Origin of the sequence: Streptomyces sp. NPDC056361 (genome assembly GCF_042262805.1) — a bacterium.
Lineage (GTDB): Bacteria > Actinomycetota > Actinomycetes > Streptomycetales > Streptomycetaceae > Streptomyces.
The window spans coordinates 54,424-74,326 of sequence record NZ_JBHJQI010000029.1; the positions used below are offsets into that span (position 1 = coordinate 54,424).

A 19,903-nucleotide genomic window follows, 5' to 3' on the forward strand; every position below is an offset into this window, starting at 1 on the left:
CCCCGCGGTGCACAGCCGCCGGGGGAAGAAGGTCGGCGCCCACCATGCACGTCACGCATCTCTCGCTGGCCGACTTCCGCTCGTACGCCCGGGTCGAGGTTCCGCTCGACCCGGGCGTCACCGCTTTCGTGGGCGCCAACGGCCAGGGCAAGACCAACCTGGTCGAGGCCGTCGGCTATCTGGCGACGCTCGGCAGCCACCGCGTCGCGTCCGACGCCCCGCTCGTCCGGATGGGGGCGGAGCGCGCGGTCATCCGCGCCGCCGTCACCCAGGGCGAGCGCTCCCAGCTGGTGGAGCTCGAACTCAACCCGGGCCGGGCCAACCGCGCCCGCATCAACAGGTCCTCGCAGGTCAGACCGCGTGACGTGCTGGGCATCGTACGGACCGTGCTGTTCGCGCCCGAGGACCTCGCCCTGGTGAAGGGCGACCCCGGCGAGCGCCGGCGCTTCCTCGACGAACTGATCACGGCCCGCACGCCGCGCATGGCGGGCGTGCGCTCCGACTACGAGCGCGTGCTCAAGCAGCGCAACACGCTCCTGAAGTCGGCGGCCATGGCCCGCAGGCACGGCGGCCGCGGCATGGACCTGTCGACCCTCGACGTCTGGGACCAGCACCTGGCCAGGGCGGGCGCCGAGCTGCTCGCCCAGCGCCTCGACCTCATCGGCGTACTGCAGCCGCTCGCCGACAAGGCGTACGAGCAGCTCGCCCCCGGCGGCGGCCCGATCCTCCTGGAGTACCGGCCCTCCGCGCCGGGCACCGGGCACACCCGCGAGGAGCTGTACGAGCAGCTGATCGCCGCCCTCGCCGAGGTCCGCAAGCAGGAGATCGAGCGGGGCGTCACGCTCGTCGGACCGCACCGGGACGAGCTGCTGCTCAAGCTCGGCGACCTGCCCGCGAAGGGGTACGCGAGCCACGGCGAGTCCTGGTCGTACGCGCTGGCGCTGCGGCTGGCCTCGTACGACCTGCTCCGCTCCGAGGGCAACGAACCGGTCCTCGTCCTCGACGACGTCTTCGCCGAACTCGACGCGCGGCGGCGCGAGCGGCTCGCGGAGCTGGTCGCGGACGGCGAGCAGGTCCTCGTGACGGCCGCGGTGGACGACGACGTGCCGGGCGTCCTCGCGGGCACGCGGTACGGGGTGGCCGGCGGAACGGTGGAGCGGGTATGAGCGAACAGCCTGTGGACAAGGCGGCGGCGCCCGCCGTCCCCGAGCACTCCGGCGTCGACCTCGCGCGGGTCGCGCTGCGCGCCGCCAAGGAGCAGGCGAAGGCGCGGGGCGCGGCCGCCCAGCAGAAGAAGCAGGCCCGGCGGGGCGGCGGACTGCGCTCCGGCGCCCGCGCCGACGGCCGCGACCCGATGGCGCTCGGCGCCGCGATCAACCGGCTGATCACCGAGCGCGGCTGGGAGACGCCCGCGGCGGTGGGCGGGGTCATGGGCCGCTGGCCGCAGATCGTCGGCGAGGACCTGGCGAAGCACTGCGTACCGCTGAAGTTCGACGACGAGCCGGACGCGCGGGTGCTGACCGTGCAGTGCGACTCGACGGCGTGGGCGACGCAGCTGCGGCTGCTCGCGCCGACGCTCGTCGCGCGGCTGAACGAGGACCTGGGGCACGGGACCGTGCGAATGATCAAGGTCCTCGGGCCGGGGGCGCCGCGGCGGGGGTACGGGCCGCTGAGGGCGCCTGGCAGCGTCGGGCCCGGAGACACGTACGGCTAGGCGCCGGGCGGCCAGGGGCGGGCGCGTGCGGCCAGGGTGCCGGGCGGCCGTTTTCGGGGCTCGCTTGCGGCTTGGTGCCCGGTGGGCTTTTCGGGCGCGTAGGGCGCGGGTCCGGGCGGAAGGACGCCGTTGCGCGTGGGCGTCGTGCCCACCCGTTCCGCCCCTGCGGAACGTATGCCCACGACGCGGCGGCGGGGTCGCCCACGACGTGGCGGCGGAGTCGTTCACGACGCGGCGGAGGACTTGCCCACTGCGCGCTACGGCCCGAAGCGCTGGGTGGCCGTCAGGGGCGTCTGAAGCCCCTATCTGGATATGGGGAGTCGTCTCGCGCCCGCGCAGGGCGGCACATGCGGACTCAGGTACCGGCAAACCCCCATGACTGTCGGCGCTACCGGTAGACTGGGAGACAATCCCGCCACCCTGCGGAACAAGTCGAACGACGCAGCCGCTCCCGTATGCCCGGAGAACGGCCTGTGCTGTGCCAGAAAGGGCGCTTCGTGGCCGATTCCGGCGACCCCAACGAGAACAACCAGTACACCGCCAGCAACATCCAGGTCCTCGAAGGCTTGGATGCCGTGCGCAAGCGCCCTGGCATGTACATCGGCTCGACCGGTGAGCGCGGTCTGCACCACATGGTGCAGGAGGTCGTCGACAACTCCGTCGACGAGGCCCTGGCCGGGCACGCGGACACCATCGACGTGACGATCCTGGCCGACGGCGCGGTACGCGTCGTCGACAACGGCCGCGGCATCCCGGTGGGCATCGTGGCCTCCGAGGGCAAGCCGGCCGTCGAGGTCGTGCTGACCGTGCTGCACGCGGGCGGCAAGTTCGGCGGCGGCGGCTACGCCGTCTCCGGCGGTCTGCACGGTGTCGGCGTGTCGGTCGTGAACGCCCTGTCCACCAAGGTCTCCGTCGAGATCAAGACGGACGGCCACCGCTGGACGCAGGACTACAAGATGGGCGCCCCGACGGCGCCGCTCGCCCAGCACGAGGCGACCGACGAGACCGGCACGTCGGTGACCTTCTGGGCCGACCCGGACATCTTCGAGACGACCGAGTACTCCTTCGAGACGCTCTCGCGGCGCTTCCAGGAGATGGCCTTCCTCAACAAGGGCCTCACGATCACGCTCACCGACGAGCGCGAGTCCGCGAAGGCGACCGTCGGCGCCGACGACCCGGACGCCGAGGCGGCCGCCGAGGCGACCGCGCGCACGGTCAGGTACCACTACGAGGGCGGCATCGTCGACTTCGTGAAGTACCTCAACTCGCGCAAGGGCGAGCTGATCCACCCCACCGTGATCGACCTCGACGCCGAGGACAAGGACAAGAACCTGTCCCTCGAGGTCGCGATGCAGTGGAACAGCGGCTACAGCGAGGGCGTCTACTCGTTCGCCAACATCATCCACACCCACGAGGGCGGCACGCACGAGGAGGGCTTCCGTGCGGCGCTGACCTCGCTGATCAACAAGTACGCGCGCGACAAGAAGCTGCTCCGCGAGAAGGACGACAACCTCACGGGCGACGACATCCGCGAGGGTCTGACGGCGATCATCTCGGTCAAGCTGAGCGAGCCGCAGTTCGAGGGCCAGACCAAGACCAAGCTGGGCAACACGGAGGTCAAGACCTTCGTCCAGCGGGCGGTCTACGAGCACCTCAACGACTGGCTGGACCGCAACCCGAACGAGGCCGCGGACATCATCCGCAAGTCGATCCAGGCCGCCACCGCGCGCGTGGCCGCGCGCAAGGCGCGCGACCTGACCCGTCGCAAGGGCCTCCTGGAGTCGGCGTCGCTGCCGGGCAAGCTGTCCGACTGCCAGTCGAACGACCCCGCCAAGTGCGAGATCTTCATCGTCGAGGGTGACTCCGCCGGCGGCTCGGCCAAGTCCGGCCGCAACCCGATGTACCAGGCCATCCTGCCGATCCGCGGCAAGATCCTGAACGTCGAGAAGGCCCGCGTCGACAAGATCCTGCAGAACACCGAGGTCCAGGCGCTGATCTCCGCCTTCGGCACCGGTGTGCACGAGGACTTCGACATCGAGAAGCTCCGCTATCACAAGATCATCCTGATGGCGGACGCCGACGTCGACGGTCAGCACATCAACACCCTGCTGCTGACGTTCCTCTTCCGCTTCATGCGGCCGCTGGTCGAGGCCGGCCACGTCTACCTCTCGCGCCCGCCGCTCTACAAGATCAAGTGGGGCCGGGACGACTTCGAGTACGCGTACTCGGACCGGGAGCGGGACGCGCTCGTCGAGCTGGGCAAGCAGAACGGCAAGCGGATCAAGGAAGACTCGATCCAGCGCTTCAAGGGTCTCGGCGAGATGAACGCCGAGGAGCTGCGCGTCACCACGATGGACGTCGAGCACCGCGTTCTCGGCCAGGTCACCCTGGACGACGCGGCCCAGGCCGACGACCTGTTCTCGGTGCTGATGGGCGAGGACGTCGAGGCGCGGCGCTCGTTCATCCAGCGCAACGCCAAGGACGTTCGCTTCCTCGACATCTGAGTCGGTCCCAGCTGACCGTACGAAAGGACTGACGACCAGCAATGGCCGACGAAAACACCCCTGGCACCACCGAAGAGCAGGAGCCCGCGCTGCGGATCGAGCCCGTCGGGCTCGAGACCGAGATGCAGCGCTCGTACCTCGACTACGCGATGTCCGTCATCGTGTCCCGCGCGCTGCCCGACGTCCGTGACGGCCTCAAGCCCGTCCACCGGCGCGTGCTGTACGCGATGTACGACGGCGGCTACCGGCCCGAGAAGGGCTTCTACAAGTGCGCCCGCGTCGTCGGTGACGTCATGGGTACGTACCACCCGCACGGCGACTCCTCGATCTACGACGCGCTCGTCCGCCTCGCCCAGCCCTGGTCGATGCGCATGCCGCTGGTCGACTCCAACGGCAACTTCGGCTCCCCGGGCAACGACCCGGCCGCCGCCATGCGTTACACCGAGTGCAAGCTCATGACGCTGTCGATGGAGATGCTCCGGGACATCGACGAGGAGACCGTCGACTTCCAGGACAACTACGACGGCCGCAACCAGGAGCCGACGGTCCTGCCGTCCCGCTTCCCGAACCTGCTGATCAACGGCAGCGCCGGCATCGCGGTCGGCATGGCGACCAACATCCCGCCGCACAACCTGCGCGAGGTCGCGGCCGGTGCGCAGTGGGCGCTCGAGCACCCCGACGCCAGCCACGAGGAGCTCCTCGACGCGCTGATCGAGCGGATCAAGGGCCCCGACTTCCCGACCGGCGCGCTCGTCGTCGGCCGCAAGGGCATCGAGGAGGCGTACCGCACCGGCCGTGGCTCGATCACGATGCGCGCGGTCGTCGAGGTCGAGGAGATCCACAACCGCCAGTGCCTGGTGGTCACGGAACTGCCGTACCAGACCAACCCCGACAACCTCGCGCAGAAGATCGCCGACCTGGTGAAGGACGGAAAGGTCGGCGGCATCGCCGACGTCCGCGACGAGACCTCGTCGCGGACCGGCCAGCGCCTGGTCATCGTGCTCAAGCGCGACGCCGTCGCCAAGGTCGTCCTGAACAACCTGTACAAGCACACCGACCTGCAGACGAACTTCGGCGCGAACATGCTGGCGCTCGTCGACGGCGTGCCGCGCACCCTCTCGCTCGACGCGTTCATCCGCCACTGGGTGACGCACCAGATCGAGGTCATCGTCCGCCGGACGAAGTTCCGGCTGCGCAAGGCCGAGGAGCGCGCCCACATCCTGCGCGGCCTCCTCAAGGCCCTGGACGCCATCGACGAGGTCATCGCGCTCATCCGGCGCAGCGAGACGGTCGAGGTCGCCCGCGGCGGCCTGATGGACCTGCTGCAGATCGACGAGATCCAGGCGAACGCGATCCTGGAGATGCAGCTCCGCCGGCTCGCCGCCCTGGAGCGCCAGAAGATCGTCGCCGAGCACGACGAGCTCCAGGCGAAGATCAACGAGTACAACGCGATCCTGGCCTCGCCGGAGCGCCAGCGGTCGATCGTCAGCGAGGAACTCGCCGCCCTCGTCGAGCGGTTCGGCGACGACCGCCGCTCCAAGCTCGTGCCCTTCGACGGTGACATGTCCATCGAGGACCTGATCGCCGAGGAGGACATCGTCGTCACCATCTCGCGCGGTGGCTACGTGAAGCGGACGAAGACCGAGGACTACCGCTCGCAGAAGCGCGGCGGCAAGGGCGTGCGGGGCACGAAGCTGAAGCAGGACGACATCGTCGACCACTTCTTCGTCTCCACCACCCACCACTGGCTGCTCTTCTTCACCAACAAGGGCCGGGTCTACCGGGCCAAGGCGTACGAGCTGCCGGACGCCGGACGGGACGCGCGCGGCCAGCACGTGGCCAACCTGCTGGCCTTCCAGCCGGACGAGCAGATCGCCCAGATCCTGGCGATCCGCGACTACGACGCCGCGCCGTACCTGGTGCTCGCCACCAAGGCCGGCCTGGTGAAGAAGACCGCGCTGAAGGACTACGACTCGCCCCGCTCGGGCGGCGTCATCGCCATCAACCTGCGCGAGCGGGAGGACGGCAGCGACGACGAGCTGATCGGCGCCGAGCTGGTCTCCTCCGAGGACGATCTGCTGCTGGTCAGCAAGAAGGCGCAGTCGATCCGCTTCACCGCCACGGACGACGCGCTGCGTCCGATGGGACGTGCCACGTCGGGCGTCAAGGGCATGAGTTTCCGCGAGGACGACGAACTGCTCTCGATGAATGTCGTCCGGCCCGGTACTTTCGTCTTCACCGCGACCGACGGCGGGTACGCGAAGCGCACCCCCGTCGACGAGTACCGCGTCCAGGGTCGAGGCGGCCTGGGTATCAAGGCCGCCAAGATCGTGGAGGACCGTGGTTCGCTCGTGGGCGCGCTGGTGGTCGAGGAGACCGACGAGATCCTCGCCATCACGCTGTCCGGCGGTGTGATTCGTACGCGAGTCAACGAAGTCAGGGAGACCGGCCGTGACACCATGGGCGTCCAGCTGATCAACCTGGGCAAGCGCGATGCCGTCGTCGGCATCGCACGGAACGCCGAGGCCGGCAGCGACGACGATGACGTCGACGACGATGTCGAGGGCGCCGTCGAGGCGACCGAGGCAGCGGTGGTCGAAGCCGAGGCAGGCGAGGCAGAGGGCACGGAGCCCTCGGCCGGGGAGCACGAGGAGTAAGAGCGTGAGTGGAGCCACGGGCGCCGGATCGGCGGCCGCCGGAGCTTCTGCTGGTGCTGGAGCGAACGGCGCCCGTGGCCCCGCCACGGACTCCCAGGGGGTTGCGGTGACGGACACTCGGGGGCAGCAGCCCTCGTCGTACGAGACGTACAACGGGCCGCTGCCCGGCGAGCGCGCGGGAGCGCAGCAGCAGGGCGGCGCGTACCACCCTCCGCAGGCGTACGGCGCTCCGGCGCCGGCCGGGCGGGCGGGCGGTACGGCGGGCGGTCAGACCGGTGCCGTGCGCCGGCCGCGTACGGGGGCGCGCACGACGCCCCGTACGCGCAAGGCGCGGCTGCGGGTGGCCAAGGCCGATCCGTGGTCGGTGATGAAGGTGAGCTTCCTGCTCTCCATCGCACTGGGCATCTGCACGGTCGTGGCCGCGGCGGTGCTGTGGATGGTCATGGACGCCATGGGCGTCTTCTCGACGGTCGGCGGCACGATCAGCGAGGCCACGGGCTCGAACGAGTCCAACGGCTTCGACCTGCAGTCGTTCCTGTCGCTGCCGCGGGTGCTGATGTTCACCTCGGTGATCGCCGTGATCGACGTGGTCCTGATGACCGCCCTGGCGACGCTGGGCGCGTTCATCTACAACCTGTCGGCAGGCTTCGTGGGCGGTGTCGAGCTCACGCTCGCCGAGGACGAATAGGCCGCGGGGGGCCGTCCCGGGATTCGGATTTTGGGACTGGCCCCCACGTGCGCTAATGTTCAGGAGTCAGCGCGCGGGACACACACCGCAAAGCGCGGCGGGGCTATAGCTCAGTTGGTTAGAGCGCATCCCTGATAAGGATGAGGCCACAGGTTCAAATCCTGTTAGCCCCACAGTGAAGATCGACCCGGACGGTTCCTCCGTCCGGGTCGATTTGTTTGTCCGGGGTCGGCTGGAGGTTTGAAGCTCGCACAGGTCACCGATCGGTATCGGTCGATGTGTAGAGTGGGCGTCAGAAGTCTCCTACGTCAACGAAAGACGAGGTCGCGCGGTGAAGAAGCTTCTCCTGGTCGCACTGGCCGCCATCGGCGGGCTCCTCGTGTACCGCCAGATCCAGGCGGATCGCGCCGAGCAGGACCTGTGGACGGAGGCGACCGACTCCGTGCCCGCAGGTTCCGGTGTCTGAGACGAAGACCGTCTGTGGGTGAAGCCCCGGCCGCGCGAGAGCGGGCCGGGGCTTTGCTTTGCCTGAGCAATGCGATCACTTGCTTGAGTGGAGAGAAGGAGCTCGTGTGAAGACGCAGGCCGGCTTCGGCCGGAGGGCGGGGGCCCTGCTCACGGCGGCCGCCGCGGTGGGCGCCGTGGCGGCGCTGCCCGGGCAGGCGCAGGCGGCCGAAGGGCCCGCCCTCCCGCCGTACACCTTCGACGGCTCGGCCCAGCGCGTCCAGGGGGCCGCTTCGAGCTCGGACGCGCCGCAGCTGAAGGTCGGCGCGACCTACCGCGGCACCCTGAAGAAGGACGGCAAGGTCTACTACCGGGTCGATCTCGACGACAAGCGGAACGCGTACGTCTCCGTCGTCGCCGTCCCGAAGGCCGGCGGCAAGGTCGACTACGGCGACGGCTTCCGGGTGAGCATGCAGGACGGCACCGGGACGGAGTGCGGCTACCAGCAGATCGGCTTCGAGTCGTCCGCCTACCCGCGCCCCCTCGCCGCGTACGCCCGCCGCATCATCGACGCGGACAGCTCCACCTGCCAGAAGGCCGGCGCCTTCTACGTGTCGGTCGAGCGGGAGTCCAAGGCGACGTCCTCCCCCGACGACTGGGAGCTGGAGGTCCGGCACCTGTCCGAGCCGCTGCTCAAGAAGGCCGGTCCGACCGCGCTCCCGGAGGCCTGGCCCTCCGGCACCCCCGCACCCCCGACGGGCGGCCCCAAGCAGCGTCAGGGCGGCGCGGGCGTCCATGACGCGGCTTCGCTGACGCAGGGCGAGTGGAGGTCGGACATCCGGCCCGGTCAGACGCTCTTCTACCGGGTGCCCGTCGACTGGGGGCAGCAGCTCTACGCCACCGCCGAGCTCGGCAGCAGCGCCGCCGCCGACGAGTACGTCAGTTACGCCCTCGTGCTCTCCCTGGAGAACCCGGCGCTCGGGCACGTCGACGAGAACAGCGGAAGCTACAACGGGAAGCCCGCGACCGTCGCCCTCGGCCCGCAGCGGCCGGTGGCCCACGAGAACCGCACCGCGTACGACGAGGCCACGAGCGGCATGCGCTTCGCCGGCTGGTACTACCTGTCGGCCACGCTCAACCCGGAGATCGCCAAGGCGTACGGGGACAAGCCGGTCCCGCTGACGCTGCGGGTCAACCTCATGGGCGCCCCGAAGACCGGTCCCGGGTACGACGGCGACCCCGGCCCGTTCGCGGTGACCGCCGGGGACCGGGACGCGGCCGCGAGCGGGGCGAGCGGCGCGCAGGCCGCGGAGCAGGCAGAGCGGAGCGACTCCATGCAGATCCTCGCGGCGGCCGGGATCGGCAGCGGCACCGTGCTGCTGCTCGGGCTCGGCGCCTGGACGCTGCTGGCACGGAGGCGAGCGGCGGCATAGGAGGCCACCGGAGCGGCAGGAGGCCACTGGAGCGGCTCGGGACGGCTCAGAGCGGCCTCAGAACTGCTCGGAGCAGCCCTCGGGACGTCTCGGAGCGGCCTCAGGTCTGGGTGAGGGCCCAGAAGCCGACAGCGAGGCAGACGAGCGCGAGCAGGAGTACCGGGACCGTCACCTTCGGGGGCGGTCCCGGTCGGCGTACCGGGGCGGGGGCCGCGGGGGCGGCCCGAAGACCGGGAACCTGATCGGGTCGAGCGGTGTATGGATGAGTAGGGGCTTGTCCGTACGGGGCCGCCGATGTGGGCGCCTGGTCGAGGGAGGGGGCCGGATGCGGGACCGGCGGGGGCAGGTGGAAGCTGCCCGTCTCGGAGGCGACCGGCACCGGCTGGGGCTGGAACCCGGGATGTGGCCGGGGCTGCTGGTAGGGCTGTGCCTGCGGCTGCGCGGGCTGCTGCTGGGTCGGTACGGGGCCGGTGCCGGGCGCGGGCACAGGAGGGGACGCGGAGGGAGCGGCCGCCGACGACGGCACGGCGTCGGAGGAGGAGGTCCGGTCGGCGGGGGCCTCAGGTGCGGCGGGGCCCGTCGGGCCCAGCGGACCGAAGCCGGCGGGCAGCGGGCCGAGCTGGTCGCGGATCTCGATCGGCTGCTCGCCGGGAGCGGGCTCGGGGAGCATCTCGACGGCTGCGCTCAGCGCCTTGCGCGCGCCCGTGGCCGTCCTGAACCGGGCCTGGGGGTCGGGCTGGAGCAGCCCGGCGAGCACCTGCCACAGCGGTTCCGGAATGCCCTCGGGGGCGCCCGGGGTGCCGTGGGCGACGAAGTGCTCGACCAGGGCCTGGGAGTCCGGCCTGCGGCCCTGGAGAAGATAGAGCGCGACCAGGCCGACGGCGAACAGGTCGGCGGTGAAGTCCGGCTCGGCGCCCATGAGTTGCTCGGGCGCGAAATAACCGGGCGTCCCCACCACGTAGTTGGTCTCGGTGAGCCGCGGCTCGCCCTTGCGCATGGAGATGCCGAAGTCGGACAGCCGCAGGTGAGGTCGGCCCGCCCCCGTGACCTCCATGAGGATGTTGGCGGGCTTGATGTCCCGGTGGACGACGCCTTCGGCGTGCACCGTGGCCAGACCCGAGAGCAGCTGGTCGAGCAGGGTGCAGACGAGACGGGGCGGCAGCGCGCCGCAGTCGTTGATCACGTGCGCCAGGGAGCCGCCGGCCACCAGGTCCATGGTGAAGAGGACCTTGTCGTCGTCGGCGGCCCAGCTGGCCGGGGCGAGGACGTGCGGATGGTCGATCCGCAGCGCCTGCTCGCGGACGAAGCGCAGCAGCGTGTGCGCGTCGCTCTGGAGGAGCACCTTGGCCGCCACGTAACGGCGGCGCCGGTGGTCCCAGGCACGCCACACCGCGCCCGCTCCACCGCGTCCGATCGGGTCGATCAGCTCGTACCGACCAGCGAAGACCTCACCCATCGCGCTGCGCCCGCTCCCCGTGCGTCGTCTCTCGGCGGTGCCGGCCCGGTTGCCGGGAACCGCGTCAGTTCTGGTGCGACTCGTAGTGCGCGACCGCGTCCCCGGTGCGCCCGGCGCCGTACACCCGGAGGAACTCTGCCAGTTCCGGGTGGGCGGGGGCGAGGGAGTCGGCCGCGTCGATGATGTCGCCCGCGGCGGCCACGGAGCGCAGCAGGGACTGGATCTCACGGACCACCCGGCGCACGGTCGGAGCGCCCGAACCGGGGGTGGGCTGATTCGCGCTGGTGAGCACGGAGCCGCCCTGGGACTTCTTGATCTCGTCCATCCGGTCGGTGGCCTCGGCGGCGCTGACGCTGCCGTCGGCGACCTGGACGGCGAGCTCCTGGAGGGCCTGGACGCGCTGGACGACGGCGGGGTTGCCGATCTTGGCCCGCTGGCCGCTCATCAGCTGGGACAGCATGGGCGCGGAGAGCCCGAGCACGGCCGCGAGCCTGGCCTGGTTGAGCCCGAGGTCGTCGATCAGTCGGCGGAAGAGCGCCCCCAACGGCTCCCCGTACCAACTGCGCTGAAGCTCTCTGGCTCTTGCCGTGGCTTCCTGCTGCGCTGTGTCCATCACTTCTCCCCATCCCTGCGGTTCGCCACTGCGAACCTGGTCAGCATCTTACGGAGAGTGGTCGCCGACCGGGAGTCCCAATCCTTTTGCCGGACATGGGGGGTGACCGGGTACGCTGTCCTCGTTCCGGGGCCTTAGCTCAGTTGGTAGAGCGCTGTCTTTGCATGGCAGATGTCAGGGGTTCGACTCCCCTAGGCTCCACTCGGAAAAATCCCCCTCGACCTGCGGAAACGCGGTCGGGGGGGATTTTTTTGCCCTGTTCTCCGGGCCGGCCCGACGGTGGACGGCGGCGGAGCCCCGTGCCGAGGGGCCCGTGCTGGTCCGTACGGGTGGTGTTCATCGGAAGAACTGCGGGGCGGTGGCGTCGGTCCGCGGAAAACGGGCGCTGGTCCACATCATGAGGAAGGTACGAAAAACGCGCAATCCGAAATGAACCATCCGAGAACGTCACGAAAGTGAGGGGCCATGGCCACCGCCAAGGTCAAGCAGTTCTGGACCGCCTTCATCTCCGTCCTCTTCGCCCTGCTCGCCTCCGTCGGCCTGGCGGGCACCGCCGCCGCGGCCCAGCAGCCCGCCGTGCAGCAGCCCGAGGAGCCGGCCGGCCCCGCCGCCGCCCTCGCACCCGCCACCACGGGCGAGCGGGCGCTCGCCTCCGTACCGGCACAGCGGACGCACCGGTGGCCGCTCGCCGGCGACCGTTCGCTGCCGCCCACCATCAAGCAGCGCATCGCGGCCGAGGCCCACGGTTCCTCCCCCGCCGCGCGCCAGCGGTCGTCCGCCACGGCCGTGACCGAGACCGACCCGGCCGCGCTGACGGACCTCGCCCTCGCCGCAGCGGCGGCGTGAGGTGCGGGGAGACGACACGCTTACTCCCCGCACCCGTACTCCGCTCGGCATCGCTCCGGCAGGACCGGCGGCACCTCGCAGGACCCGGCTTCGCAGGATCTCGCTCAGCGGGATCTCGGCAACACCCAGCAGGATCCGGCTTCGCAGGATCTCGGCATCACCCAGCAGGACCCCGGTCGGTCAGCGACGCTTGTCGCGCTCGGTGGGGTCGGCCTCGGCTTCGGCCTCGGCCTCGGTCTCCTTGGCCTCCACCTCGGGGTCGAGGGAACTGCCACTGTCGTCGACGGACGTCAGTACGGTCCCCTCCTCGTCCACTTCGGTGGGAGCGGGCGGTTCGACCAGCCAGTCGGGATTGGCCTGCTTGTCCCACCACATCCAGGCGGCGAAGATGCCGCCGACCACCAAGCCGAGGACGAGCAGTCCCTTGGCGAGGCGTCCGGCCTTGGCCCGGCGCTCGTGCTTCTTCACGATCTTCTGGATTTCCCTCGGCGTCACCTGACCGCGCAGTGCGGCCCAGGCGGCGGTGGAACGCGACCCGGCCTCCTCGAGGACGGGACCGGTCGCGGCGACCGCGTGCTCGACACGCGGAACGGTGTAGTCGGCTGCCTGACGGGCGGCCTGGCGGGTCTTGACCGCCGCACGCTGTGCGGCCGCGTCGACCCGCGGCGGTACATGCGGTGCGACATACGAGTCGTACTGCGCACGAGCCTGTGTTCGGCACACTCGAGCGGCCTTCGAGACCTTCGGCGCGAGCGCGACACGCGCCTCGTGCGCGTAGTGCGTGGCCTGGTCCTTGGCCGTGCCGGCGTACGGCGCCACCACTTCCGCGGCGTGCAGGACGCTCTCCTTCGCCGAATCTGTCGCGGCGCGCACGCTCTCCATGCGGGTCACGGGATTCCTCCTCCTCGGTGGCGACGATGTCGGTTTTTCACCTTTCCATCCTTTTCGGAATCATGCCCCTCGGATCGTGGTCCGGCATGCGGGGCGGGCATCCGGGGCATGGCGGTCCGGCGACCGGGGCATGCGAGGATCGGACTCGCCAGACAGACGTGACATGACGCGACCCGATGTGGACGGAAGGCGACCGTGGCCGAGCAGCAGTACGCGATCCTCAAGACGAGCCTGGGCGACATCGAGGTGCGGCTGATGCCGTTCCACGCCCCGAAGACGGTCCGGAACTTCGTCGAACTCGCCACCGGCGAGCGCGAGTGGACGCACCCCGCCACCGGCACGGTCTCCTCGGACCCGCTCTACGACGGCACGGCCTTCCACCGGGTGATCAAGGGCTTCATGATCCAGGGCGGCGACCCGCTGGGGAACGGCACCGGCGGCCCCGGCTACGAGTTCGCCGACGAGTTCCACCCGGAGCTCTTCTTCGACCGCCCCTACCTGCTGGCCATGGCCAACGCCGGCCCCGGCACCAACGGTTCGCAGTTCTTCGTCACCGTCGCCCCGGCGACCTGGCTGAACCGCAAGCACACCATCTTCGGCGAGGTCGTGGACAAGGAGAGCCGGAAGGTCGTGGACGCCATCGCGGCCACCGCGACCGACCCGCACACCGAGCGTCCGGTCCAGGACGTGGTCGTCGAGTCCGTGGTGATCGAGAAGCGCTGAGGCGGAAGGGACGGCACCTCCCATGGACCCGCGACCTTCCGGGACACCGCACGCCGGCCCGCCGCGCTGCTACCGCCATCCGGAGACCGAGACCGGCATCCGCTGCACGCGCTGCGAGAAGCCGATCTGCCCCGAGTGCATGATCTCCGCGTCCGTCGGCTTCCAGTGCCCCGACTGCGTGCGCAACGGCTCGGGGACCGGCCACGCGGCCGACGCCAACCAGCCGCGGACGCTCGCGGGCGGCCGGGTGGCGGCGGACGACCGCCTCGTCACCAAGATCCTCATCGGGATCAACCTCGCGGTCTTCCTGGCGGTGCTGCTGGTCGGTGACCGGCTCGTCGCCGAGCTGGAGCTCATCGGCTACGCCTACAGCCCGGTGCTCGGCGAGGTCGTCGGCGTCGCGGACGGCGAGTGGTACCGGCTGCTGACCGCTGCCGTCCTGCACCAGGCGGTCTGGCACATCCTCTTCAACGTGCTCGGGCTGTGGGTGATCGGCGGGATCGTCGAGCCCGAGCTCGGCCGGATCCGGTTCGCGGCGCTGTGCCTGCTCTCCGGGCTCTCGGGCTGTGTCCTGGCCTATCTGCTGGCCGAGCCCAACCAGCCCTCGCTCGGCGCCTCCGGCATCGTCTACGGCCTGATCGGCGCCTGGGTGGTGCTCGCCCGCAGGCGGCGCCACGACATGCGGCCGGTGGTCCTGTTCGTGGCCCTGTCGCTGCTGATGACCTTCACCCGACCGGGGATCTCCTGGGAGGCACACGTCGGCGGCCTGGTCGCCGGCGCCCTCGTCACGTACGCGATGGTGCACGCGCCCCGGGCCCGCAGGGACCTCGTGCAGTACGCGGCCTGCGGCGCGGTGCTGGTGATCAACCTGGGGATCGTGCTCGCACGCTCCGCTGCGCTCACCTGAGCGCACAGGGCTGCGGAAGAGCTCTTCTGTGAGCTTTCCCCAGAGTTATCCACAGAGTGTGGCGAATCTATCCCGGGCCTTGGGGAAAGACTGCGCCCCTCGGTTCTGACCTGGTGTTTCTCCAGGTAGGCGAGGGGCGCAGCGCATTGCGCGAAGGGTGATTCCGGTCATACCGGCGTCAACCCCGTGTGAGTTATCCACAGATCTTCGTAAGTTATCCAGTGCTGTGCACAACGCTGTGGATAAGTTCAGGGGAGAGCTTGACGAGCAGCCGGTACGGCCGCTACGCCGCTACTTCCACTGCGTGGAGACGCCGAAGCCGGCCGCGATGAAGCCGAAGCCCACCACGATGTTCCAGTTCCGGATCGACTCGACCGGCAGGGAGCCGTCGGTGACGTAGAAGACCACGATCCACACCAGCCCGATGGCGAACAACGCCAACATCACGGGCGCCACCCAGCTGCGGTTCGTCAGCTTGATGTTGGTGGCCTGCTTGGCAGGCGGGGGCGTGAAGTCGGCCTTCTTGCGGATCCGTGACTTCGGCACGAGGGACTCTCCTGTCGATGCGCTGCGTGACCGCGCAGGGAACTGTGGCTGGCGCCGGGATGTGACGAAGGAGGACGACTGCGTCCCCCGGGCGTCCGTTAGCGTAGTGGTTCCGCGGCACCGAAGGGGATCAGGGTACGTTGAGCAATTCCGCCGACACTCCCGAAAGGCCGGGTCGCACCACGAGGTGGCGCCCCGTCCGGGTGCTGACCCTTGCCGTTTTCGCCCTGGCCGGACTGATCTTCGTCACCAGCTTCAACACCGCCAAGGGCACCAACATCCGCACGGACGCCTCCCTGCTCAGGCTGTCCGACCTGATCGAGGAACGCAGCCACAAGAACGCCGGCCTCGACGAGTCCACCGCCGCCCTCCGCTCCGAGGTCGACGCCCTCGCCGCACGCGACGACGGATCCACCCGCGCGGAGGACGCGAAACTCGACGCCCTCGAAGCGGCCGCGGGAACCACCGAGGTCGAAGGCCCCGGCCTCACCGTCACCCTCAACGACGCCCCGCCCAACGCCCAGGCCGCCCCCGGCTACCCCGAGCCGCAGGCGAACGACCTGGTCATCCACCAGCAGGACCTCCAGGCCGTCGTCAACGCGCTGTGGCAGGGCGGCGCCGAGGGCATCCGCGTCATGGACCAGCGCCTCATCTCCACCAGCGCCGTGCGCTGCGTCGGCAACACCCTGATCCTCCAGGGCCGCGTCTACTCGCCCCCGTACAAGGTCACCGCCGTCGGCGACCGCGGGAAGCTGGCGAAGGCGCTCGCGGAGTCCCCGGCGATCCAGAACTACCAGCTGTACGTGAAGGCGTACGGGCTCGGCTGGAAAGTCGACGAGCACAAGGCGGTGACTCTTCCCGGCTACTCGGGCACAGTGGACCTCCACTACGCGCAGCCGGTGAGCTGACAGCGGGAGAGCGGGAGGGCCGCTTGCGTCTCGTCGTGAGGACCTTCAGCGAGCTGTGCCTCACCGTCGGCACCCTCATCGTCCTCTTCGTCGTGTACGTCCTGTACTGGACCGGAGTCCAGGCCGGCATCGCCGGCGCCGCCCAGATCGACACCCTCCAGCGGGAATGGGCGGCCGCCCCCCTCCCGGCCACCGCCGCCCCGGCCGCACCCGGACCCGCACCCGCACCCGCGCGCGTGGCGCCGCCGTACGTCCCCGGCAAGGGCATCGCCGTCATGTACGTCCCCCGGCTCGGCGCGGACTGGAAGTGGCCCGTCCTCGAAGGCACCGGGACCGGCGTCCTCAAGAAGGGCCTCGGGCACTACGCGGCCGGCGGGCGACTCGGCGCGACCGGCAACTTCGCGGTCGCCGGCCACCGCCGCACCTACGGCGACCCCTTCAAGGACTTCCCGCGGCTGCGCCCCGGCGACGCGGTCGTCCTCACCGACGGGACGACCTGGTTCACGTACCGGATCGACCGCGGCCCCTACCGGACCGTGCCCGGCGACGTCGCCGTCGTCGACCCCGTACCCGGGAAGTCCGGCTTCGACGGGCCCGGCCGCTACCTCACCCTCACCACCTGCGACCCCGAGTGGGGCAGCAGCCACCGGCTGGTCGTCTGGGCGCACCTCGACGCCACCCAGCCGGTGACCGACGGTCGTCCACAGGCTTTGGACAGCTGACCCTGGACGGCCCCGGCGACCCGTACTCTGGTCCCCGTAACGAACGGAAGGGGCGGTCGACGTCATGTACGGCTGGATCTGGCGGCATCTGCCGGGCAACGCGTGGGTACGTGCGCTGCTCTCGATCGTGCTGGTCCTCGCGGTCGTCTACGTCCTCTTCCAGTACGTGTTCCCCTGGGCGGAGCCGCTGCTTCCGTTCAACGATGTGACGGTGGACGGCCAGTGAGCGCGCGAATTCTCGTCGTCGACAACTACGACAGCTTCGTCTTCAACCTCGTTCAGTACCTCTACCAGCTCGGCGCCGAGTGCGAGGTCCTCCGCAACGACGAGGTCGAGCTGAGCCACGCCCAGGACGGCTTCGACGGCGTCCTGCTCTCGCCGGGCCCGGGCGCCCCGGAGCAGGCCGGGGTCTGCATCGACATGGTCAGGCACTGCGCCGCCACCGGTGTGCCCGTCTTCGGCGTCTGCCTCGGCATGCAGTCGATGGCCGTGGCGTACGGCGGCGTCGTCGACCGGGCCCCCGAGCTGCTGCACGGCAAGACCTCGCTCGTCACGCACGAGGGCCAGGGCGTCTTCACCGGCCTGCCGTCGCCGTTCACCGCGACCCGCTACCACTCGCTGGCCGCCGAGCCCGCCGCGCTGCCGGCCGAGCTCGAGGTCACCGCGCGGACCGAGGACGGCATCATCATGGGCCTCCGCCACCGCGAACTTCCCGTCGAAGGCGTCCAGTTCCACCCCGAGTCGGTCCTCACCGAGCACGGTCACCTGATGCTCGCCAACTGGCTGGAGCAGTGCGGCGACAAGGGGGCGGTCGGCCGGTCGGCAGGGCTCGCGCCGGTGGTGGGCAAGGCCGTCGCGTGACGGCGGGCTCGCCGTGGTTCCGCGCGTCGGACGCACCGGAACCCGAGCCGATACCCGCAGACCCGTACGGGTACGGGCAGCCCGCCCCGTACGAGCCGCAGCCGCAGCCGCAGCCGTTGGCCTATGAGCCGCAGCCGTCGGCTTACGAGCCGCAGCCGCAGCCGTCGGCTTATGAGTCGCAGCCTTCGGCCTACGAGCCGTCGTACGCGCCCGAGCCGGCGACTCCGTACACGCCCGAGCCGGCGACCCCGTACGAGCCCGCTTACGAGGCCCCGTACGAGGCCGTGGACGAGCCGTACGCCGCGGAGGAGCCCGTGGAGCCCCCGCGGGCCCGGCGCGACGAGACGATGGCCCTACGGGCCGTGGAGCCCCTTCCCGGGCCCGGACGTGCCGAGCGGCGCCGTGCTGCCGCCAAGGGAGGCCGCGGCAGGAGCCGGGGCGCCGCGCCCGCGGCCGCCGCGGAGGCACCCGCCGAGGCCCGACCCCTCTCCCGCGTCGAGGCCCGCCGCGCCGCCCGCGCCGCCAAGGACAGCGTCGGCGTCGTCGCCAGCCGGGTCGTCGGCGAACTCTTCATCACCCTCGGTGTCGTCATGCTCCTCTTCGTCACCTATCAGCTGTGGTGGACGAACGTCCTCGCCGGCCAGGAGACCGACCGGGCCAAGGCGCAGATCGAGGACACCTGGGCCAAGGGCGACGCCGGCAAGAAGAACGACGACGACAAGCCCGGGGCGTTCGAGCCCGGCGAGGGCTTCGCCATCATGTACATCCCCAAGCTGGACGTCGTCGCCCCCATCGCCGAAGGCATCAGCAAGGCCAAGGTCCTCGACAAGGGCATGGTCGGCCACTACGGCGAGGGCAAGCTCAAGACGGCCATGCCCGCCGACGAGCAGGGCAACTTCGCCGTCGCAGGCCACCGCAACACGCACGGCGAACCGTTCCGCTACATCAACCAGCTGAACCCCGGCGACCCGATCGTCGTCGAGACCCAGGACGCGTACTACACGTACGAGATGGCCAGCATCCTGCCGCAGACCTCGCCGTCGAACATCTCGGTCATCGAACCGGTCCCGAAGGGCTCGGGCTTCACCAAGCCCGGCCGCTACATCACGCTGACCACCTGCACGCCCGAGTTCACCAGCACGTACCGCATGATCGTGTGGGGCAAGCTGGTCGAGGAACGCCCGCGCAGCAAGGGAAAGCCGGAAGCGCTCGTAGGCTGAGACCCCACACCTCCGGACGGGACGACGGGACGACCTAGTGGCACGCGCGCGCAACCGGATCGCCGGGCTCATCAGCGCCTTCGGCGAACTCCTCATCACAGCGGGCCTGGTGCTCGGGCTGTTCGTCGTCTACTCGCTGTGGTGGACCAACGTCCTCGCCGACCGCGCCGCCGACAAGGACGGCGCCCAGGTCCGCGACCAGTGGGCCGACCAGGGCCCCGGCGCGCTCGACACCAAGGACGGCATCGGCTTCCTCCACGTCCCCGCCATGGACGACGGCGAGGTCCTGGTGAAGCGGGGCACCGGCACCGACGTCCTCAACCACGGCGTCGCCGGCTACTACACCGACCCGATCAAGTCCGCGCTCCCGCAGGACAAGCAGGGCAACTTCACGCTGGCCGCGCACCGGGACGGGCACGGCGCCAAGTTCCACAACATCCACAAGCTGAGGACCGGGGACCCGATCGTCTTCGAGACCAAGGACACCTGGTACGTCTACAAGGTCTACAAGACCCTGCCCGAGACGACGAAGTACAACGTCGACGTCCTCCAGCCCGTCCCCGAGGAGTCGGGCAAGACCAAGCCCGGCCGCTACATCACGCTGACCACCTGCACCCCCATGTACACCTCGGACTACCGCTACATCGTCTGGGGCGAGCTGGAACGCGCCGAGAAGGTCGACCGCGACCGCACCCCACCGGCGGAGCTGCGCTGAGCGGGCGGGCACGGAGAACGCGCCGAACGGGAGAGCCCCGGCATCCGATCCGGAT

At 70.3% G+C, this 19,903-nt stretch carries 20 protein-coding genes and 2 tRNA genes; 18 read left to right on the top strand and 4 right to left on the bottom strand.

Features of this window, described 5'->3' with window-relative positions:
- Positions 1-44 precede the first annotated feature (44 nt).
- The 8 genes from recF (at position 45) to ACFCY7_RS12455 (ending at position 9,440) form a co-directional block, all read left to right on the top strand.
- A complete protein-coding gene (gene recF, locus ACFCY7_RS12420) occupies positions 45-1,166 on the top strand; it encodes a DNA replication/repair protein RecF (protein WP_376483799.1) in 1,122 nt (373 codons plus the stop codon).
- Positions 1,163-1,714 (top strand): DUF721 domain-containing protein, encoded by a 552-nt coding sequence (locus ACFCY7_RS12425; protein WP_376483800.1) that lies wholly within the window; start codon positions 1,163-1,165, stop codon positions 1,712-1,714. Before recF ends, ACFCY7_RS12425 begins: the two co-directional genes overlap by 4 nt.
- A gap of 473 nt (positions 1,715-2,187) precedes the next feature.
- On the top strand, positions 2,188-4,218 hold the full coding sequence (gene gyrB / locus ACFCY7_RS12430) for a DNA topoisomerase (ATP-hydrolyzing) subunit B (protein WP_376483802.1): 2,031 nt from the start codon (positions 2,188-2,190) through the stop codon (positions 4,216-4,218).
- 41 nt (positions 4,219-4,259) lie between these two features.
- Complete coding sequence (gene gyrA, locus ACFCY7_RS12435) at positions 4,260-6,875, top strand: DNA gyrase subunit A (RefSeq protein WP_376483804.1); 2,616 nt, start codon at positions 4,260-4,262, stop codon at positions 6,873-6,875.
- Positions 6,876-6,981: 106 nt separating this feature from the next.
- Positions 6,982-7,563, top strand: coding sequence for a DUF3566 domain-containing protein (locus ACFCY7_RS12440; protein ID WP_376483806.1), 582 nt, complete (start codon positions 6,982-6,984; stop codon positions 7,561-7,563).
- A 99-nt stretch (positions 7,564-7,662) separates the two neighbouring features.
- Positions 7,663-7,736 (top strand) — tRNA-Ile (locus ACFCY7_RS12445).
- 158 nt (positions 7,737-7,894) lie between these two features.
- A complete protein-coding gene (locus tag ACFCY7_RS12450) occupies positions 7,895-8,029 on the top strand; it encodes a DLW-39 family protein (RefSeq protein WP_003958712.1) in 135 nt (44 codons plus the stop codon).
- Between the two features lie 106 nt (positions 8,030-8,135).
- The gene (locus ACFCY7_RS12455; RefSeq protein ID WP_376483807.1) at positions 8,136-9,440 is read left to right on the top strand and encodes a hypothetical protein; all 1,305 of its coding nucleotides are present in this window, start codon (positions 8,136-8,138) and stop codon (positions 9,438-9,440) included.
- A gap of 100 nt (positions 9,441-9,540) precedes the next feature.
- Here the strand turns inward: ACFCY7_RS12455 and ACFCY7_RS12460 are convergent, their stop codons facing one another.
- Together ACFCY7_RS12460 and ACFCY7_RS12465 are read right to left on the bottom strand one after the other, a co-directional pair.
- Entirely contained in the window at positions 9,541-10,896 is a 1,356-nt protein-coding gene (locus tag ACFCY7_RS12460; RefSeq protein WP_376483809.1) for a serine/threonine-protein kinase, read from the bottom strand.
- Between the two features lie 64 nt (positions 10,897-10,960).
- Complete coding sequence (locus ACFCY7_RS12465) at positions 10,961-11,509, bottom strand: helix-turn-helix domain-containing protein (protein WP_376483811.1); 549 nt, start codon at positions 11,507-11,509, stop codon at positions 10,961-10,963.
- Positions 11,510-11,637: 128 nt separating this feature from the next.
- On the opposite strand from ACFCY7_RS12465, the gene ACFCY7_RS12470 reads away from it, so the two are divergent.
- Both ACFCY7_RS12470 and ACFCY7_RS12475 read left to right on the top strand, forming a co-directional pair.
- Positions 11,638-11,710: transfer RNA gene (locus ACFCY7_RS12470), tRNA-Ala, on the top strand.
- Positions 11,711-11,974: 264 nt separating this feature from the next.
- Entirely contained in the window at positions 11,975-12,355 is a 381-nt protein-coding gene (locus tag ACFCY7_RS12475) for a DUF6344 domain-containing protein (RefSeq protein WP_376483813.1), read from the top strand.
- Positions 12,356-12,535: 180 nt separating this feature from the next.
- On the opposite strand, the gene ACFCY7_RS12480 is transcribed toward ACFCY7_RS12475, so the two are convergent.
- Positions 12,536-13,246, bottom strand: a complete 711-nt coding sequence (locus ACFCY7_RS12480; RefSeq protein WP_376483815.1) for a DUF5324 family protein — start codon at positions 13,244-13,246, stop codon at positions 12,536-12,538.
- A gap of 195 nt (positions 13,247-13,441) precedes the next feature.
- Between ACFCY7_RS12480 and ACFCY7_RS12485 the strand changes: the two genes are divergently transcribed.
- Both ACFCY7_RS12485 and ACFCY7_RS12490 read left to right on the top strand, forming a co-directional pair.
- Entirely contained in the window at positions 13,442-13,969 is a 528-nt protein-coding gene (locus tag ACFCY7_RS12485) for a peptidylprolyl isomerase (RefSeq protein ID WP_376483816.1), read from the top strand.
- Between the two features lie 22 nt (positions 13,970-13,991).
- Positions 13,992-14,876 (top strand): rhomboid family intramembrane serine protease, encoded by an 885-nt coding sequence (locus ACFCY7_RS12490; protein WP_376483818.1) that lies wholly within the window; start codon positions 13,992-13,994, stop codon positions 14,874-14,876.
- 291 nt (positions 14,877-15,167) lie between these two features.
- Here ACFCY7_RS12490 and crgA read toward each other — a convergent pair whose 3' ends face one another.
- A complete protein-coding gene (gene crgA / locus ACFCY7_RS12495; protein ID WP_367822183.1) occupies positions 15,168-15,422 on the bottom strand; it encodes a cell division protein CrgA in 255 nt (84 codons plus the stop codon).
- A gap of 140 nt (positions 15,423-15,562) precedes the next feature.
- Between crgA and ACFCY7_RS12500 the strand changes: the two genes are divergently transcribed.
- The 6 genes from ACFCY7_RS12500 (at position 15,563) to ACFCY7_RS12525 (ending at position 19,848) form a co-directional block, all read left to right on the top strand.
- The gene (locus tag ACFCY7_RS12500; protein WP_376483819.1) at positions 15,563-16,330 is read left to right on the top strand and encodes a DUF881 domain-containing protein; all 768 of its coding nucleotides are present in this window, start codon (positions 15,563-15,565) and stop codon (positions 16,328-16,330) included.
- Positions 16,331-16,353: 23 nt separating this feature from the next.
- Positions 16,354-17,052 (top strand): class E sortase, encoded by a 699-nt coding sequence (locus tag ACFCY7_RS12505; RefSeq protein WP_376483820.1) that lies wholly within the window; start codon positions 16,354-16,356, stop codon positions 17,050-17,052.
- A gap of 64 nt (positions 17,053-17,116) precedes the next feature.
- The gene (locus tag ACFCY7_RS12510; RefSeq protein WP_017240377.1) at positions 17,117-17,278 is read left to right on the top strand and encodes a hypothetical protein; all 162 of its coding nucleotides are present in this window, start codon (positions 17,117-17,119) and stop codon (positions 17,276-17,278) included.
- Positions 17,275-17,913: an aminodeoxychorismate/anthranilate synthase component II gene (locus tag ACFCY7_RS12515; RefSeq protein WP_376483823.1), complete on the top strand. Its 639-nt coding sequence runs from the start codon at positions 17,275-17,277 to the stop codon at positions 17,911-17,913. The genes ACFCY7_RS12510 and ACFCY7_RS12515 overlap by 4 nt, the downstream gene beginning before the upstream one ends.
- Complete coding sequence (locus tag ACFCY7_RS12520; protein ID WP_376483825.1) at positions 17,910-19,133, top strand: class E sortase; 1,224 nt, start codon at positions 17,910-17,912, stop codon at positions 19,131-19,133. Before ACFCY7_RS12515 ends, ACFCY7_RS12520 begins: the two co-directional genes overlap by 4 nt.
- 37 nt (positions 19,134-19,170) lie before the next feature.
- Entirely contained in the window at positions 19,171-19,848 is a 678-nt protein-coding gene (locus ACFCY7_RS12525) for a class E sortase (RefSeq protein WP_376483827.1), read from the top strand.
- Positions 19,849-19,903 lie beyond the last annotated feature (55 nt).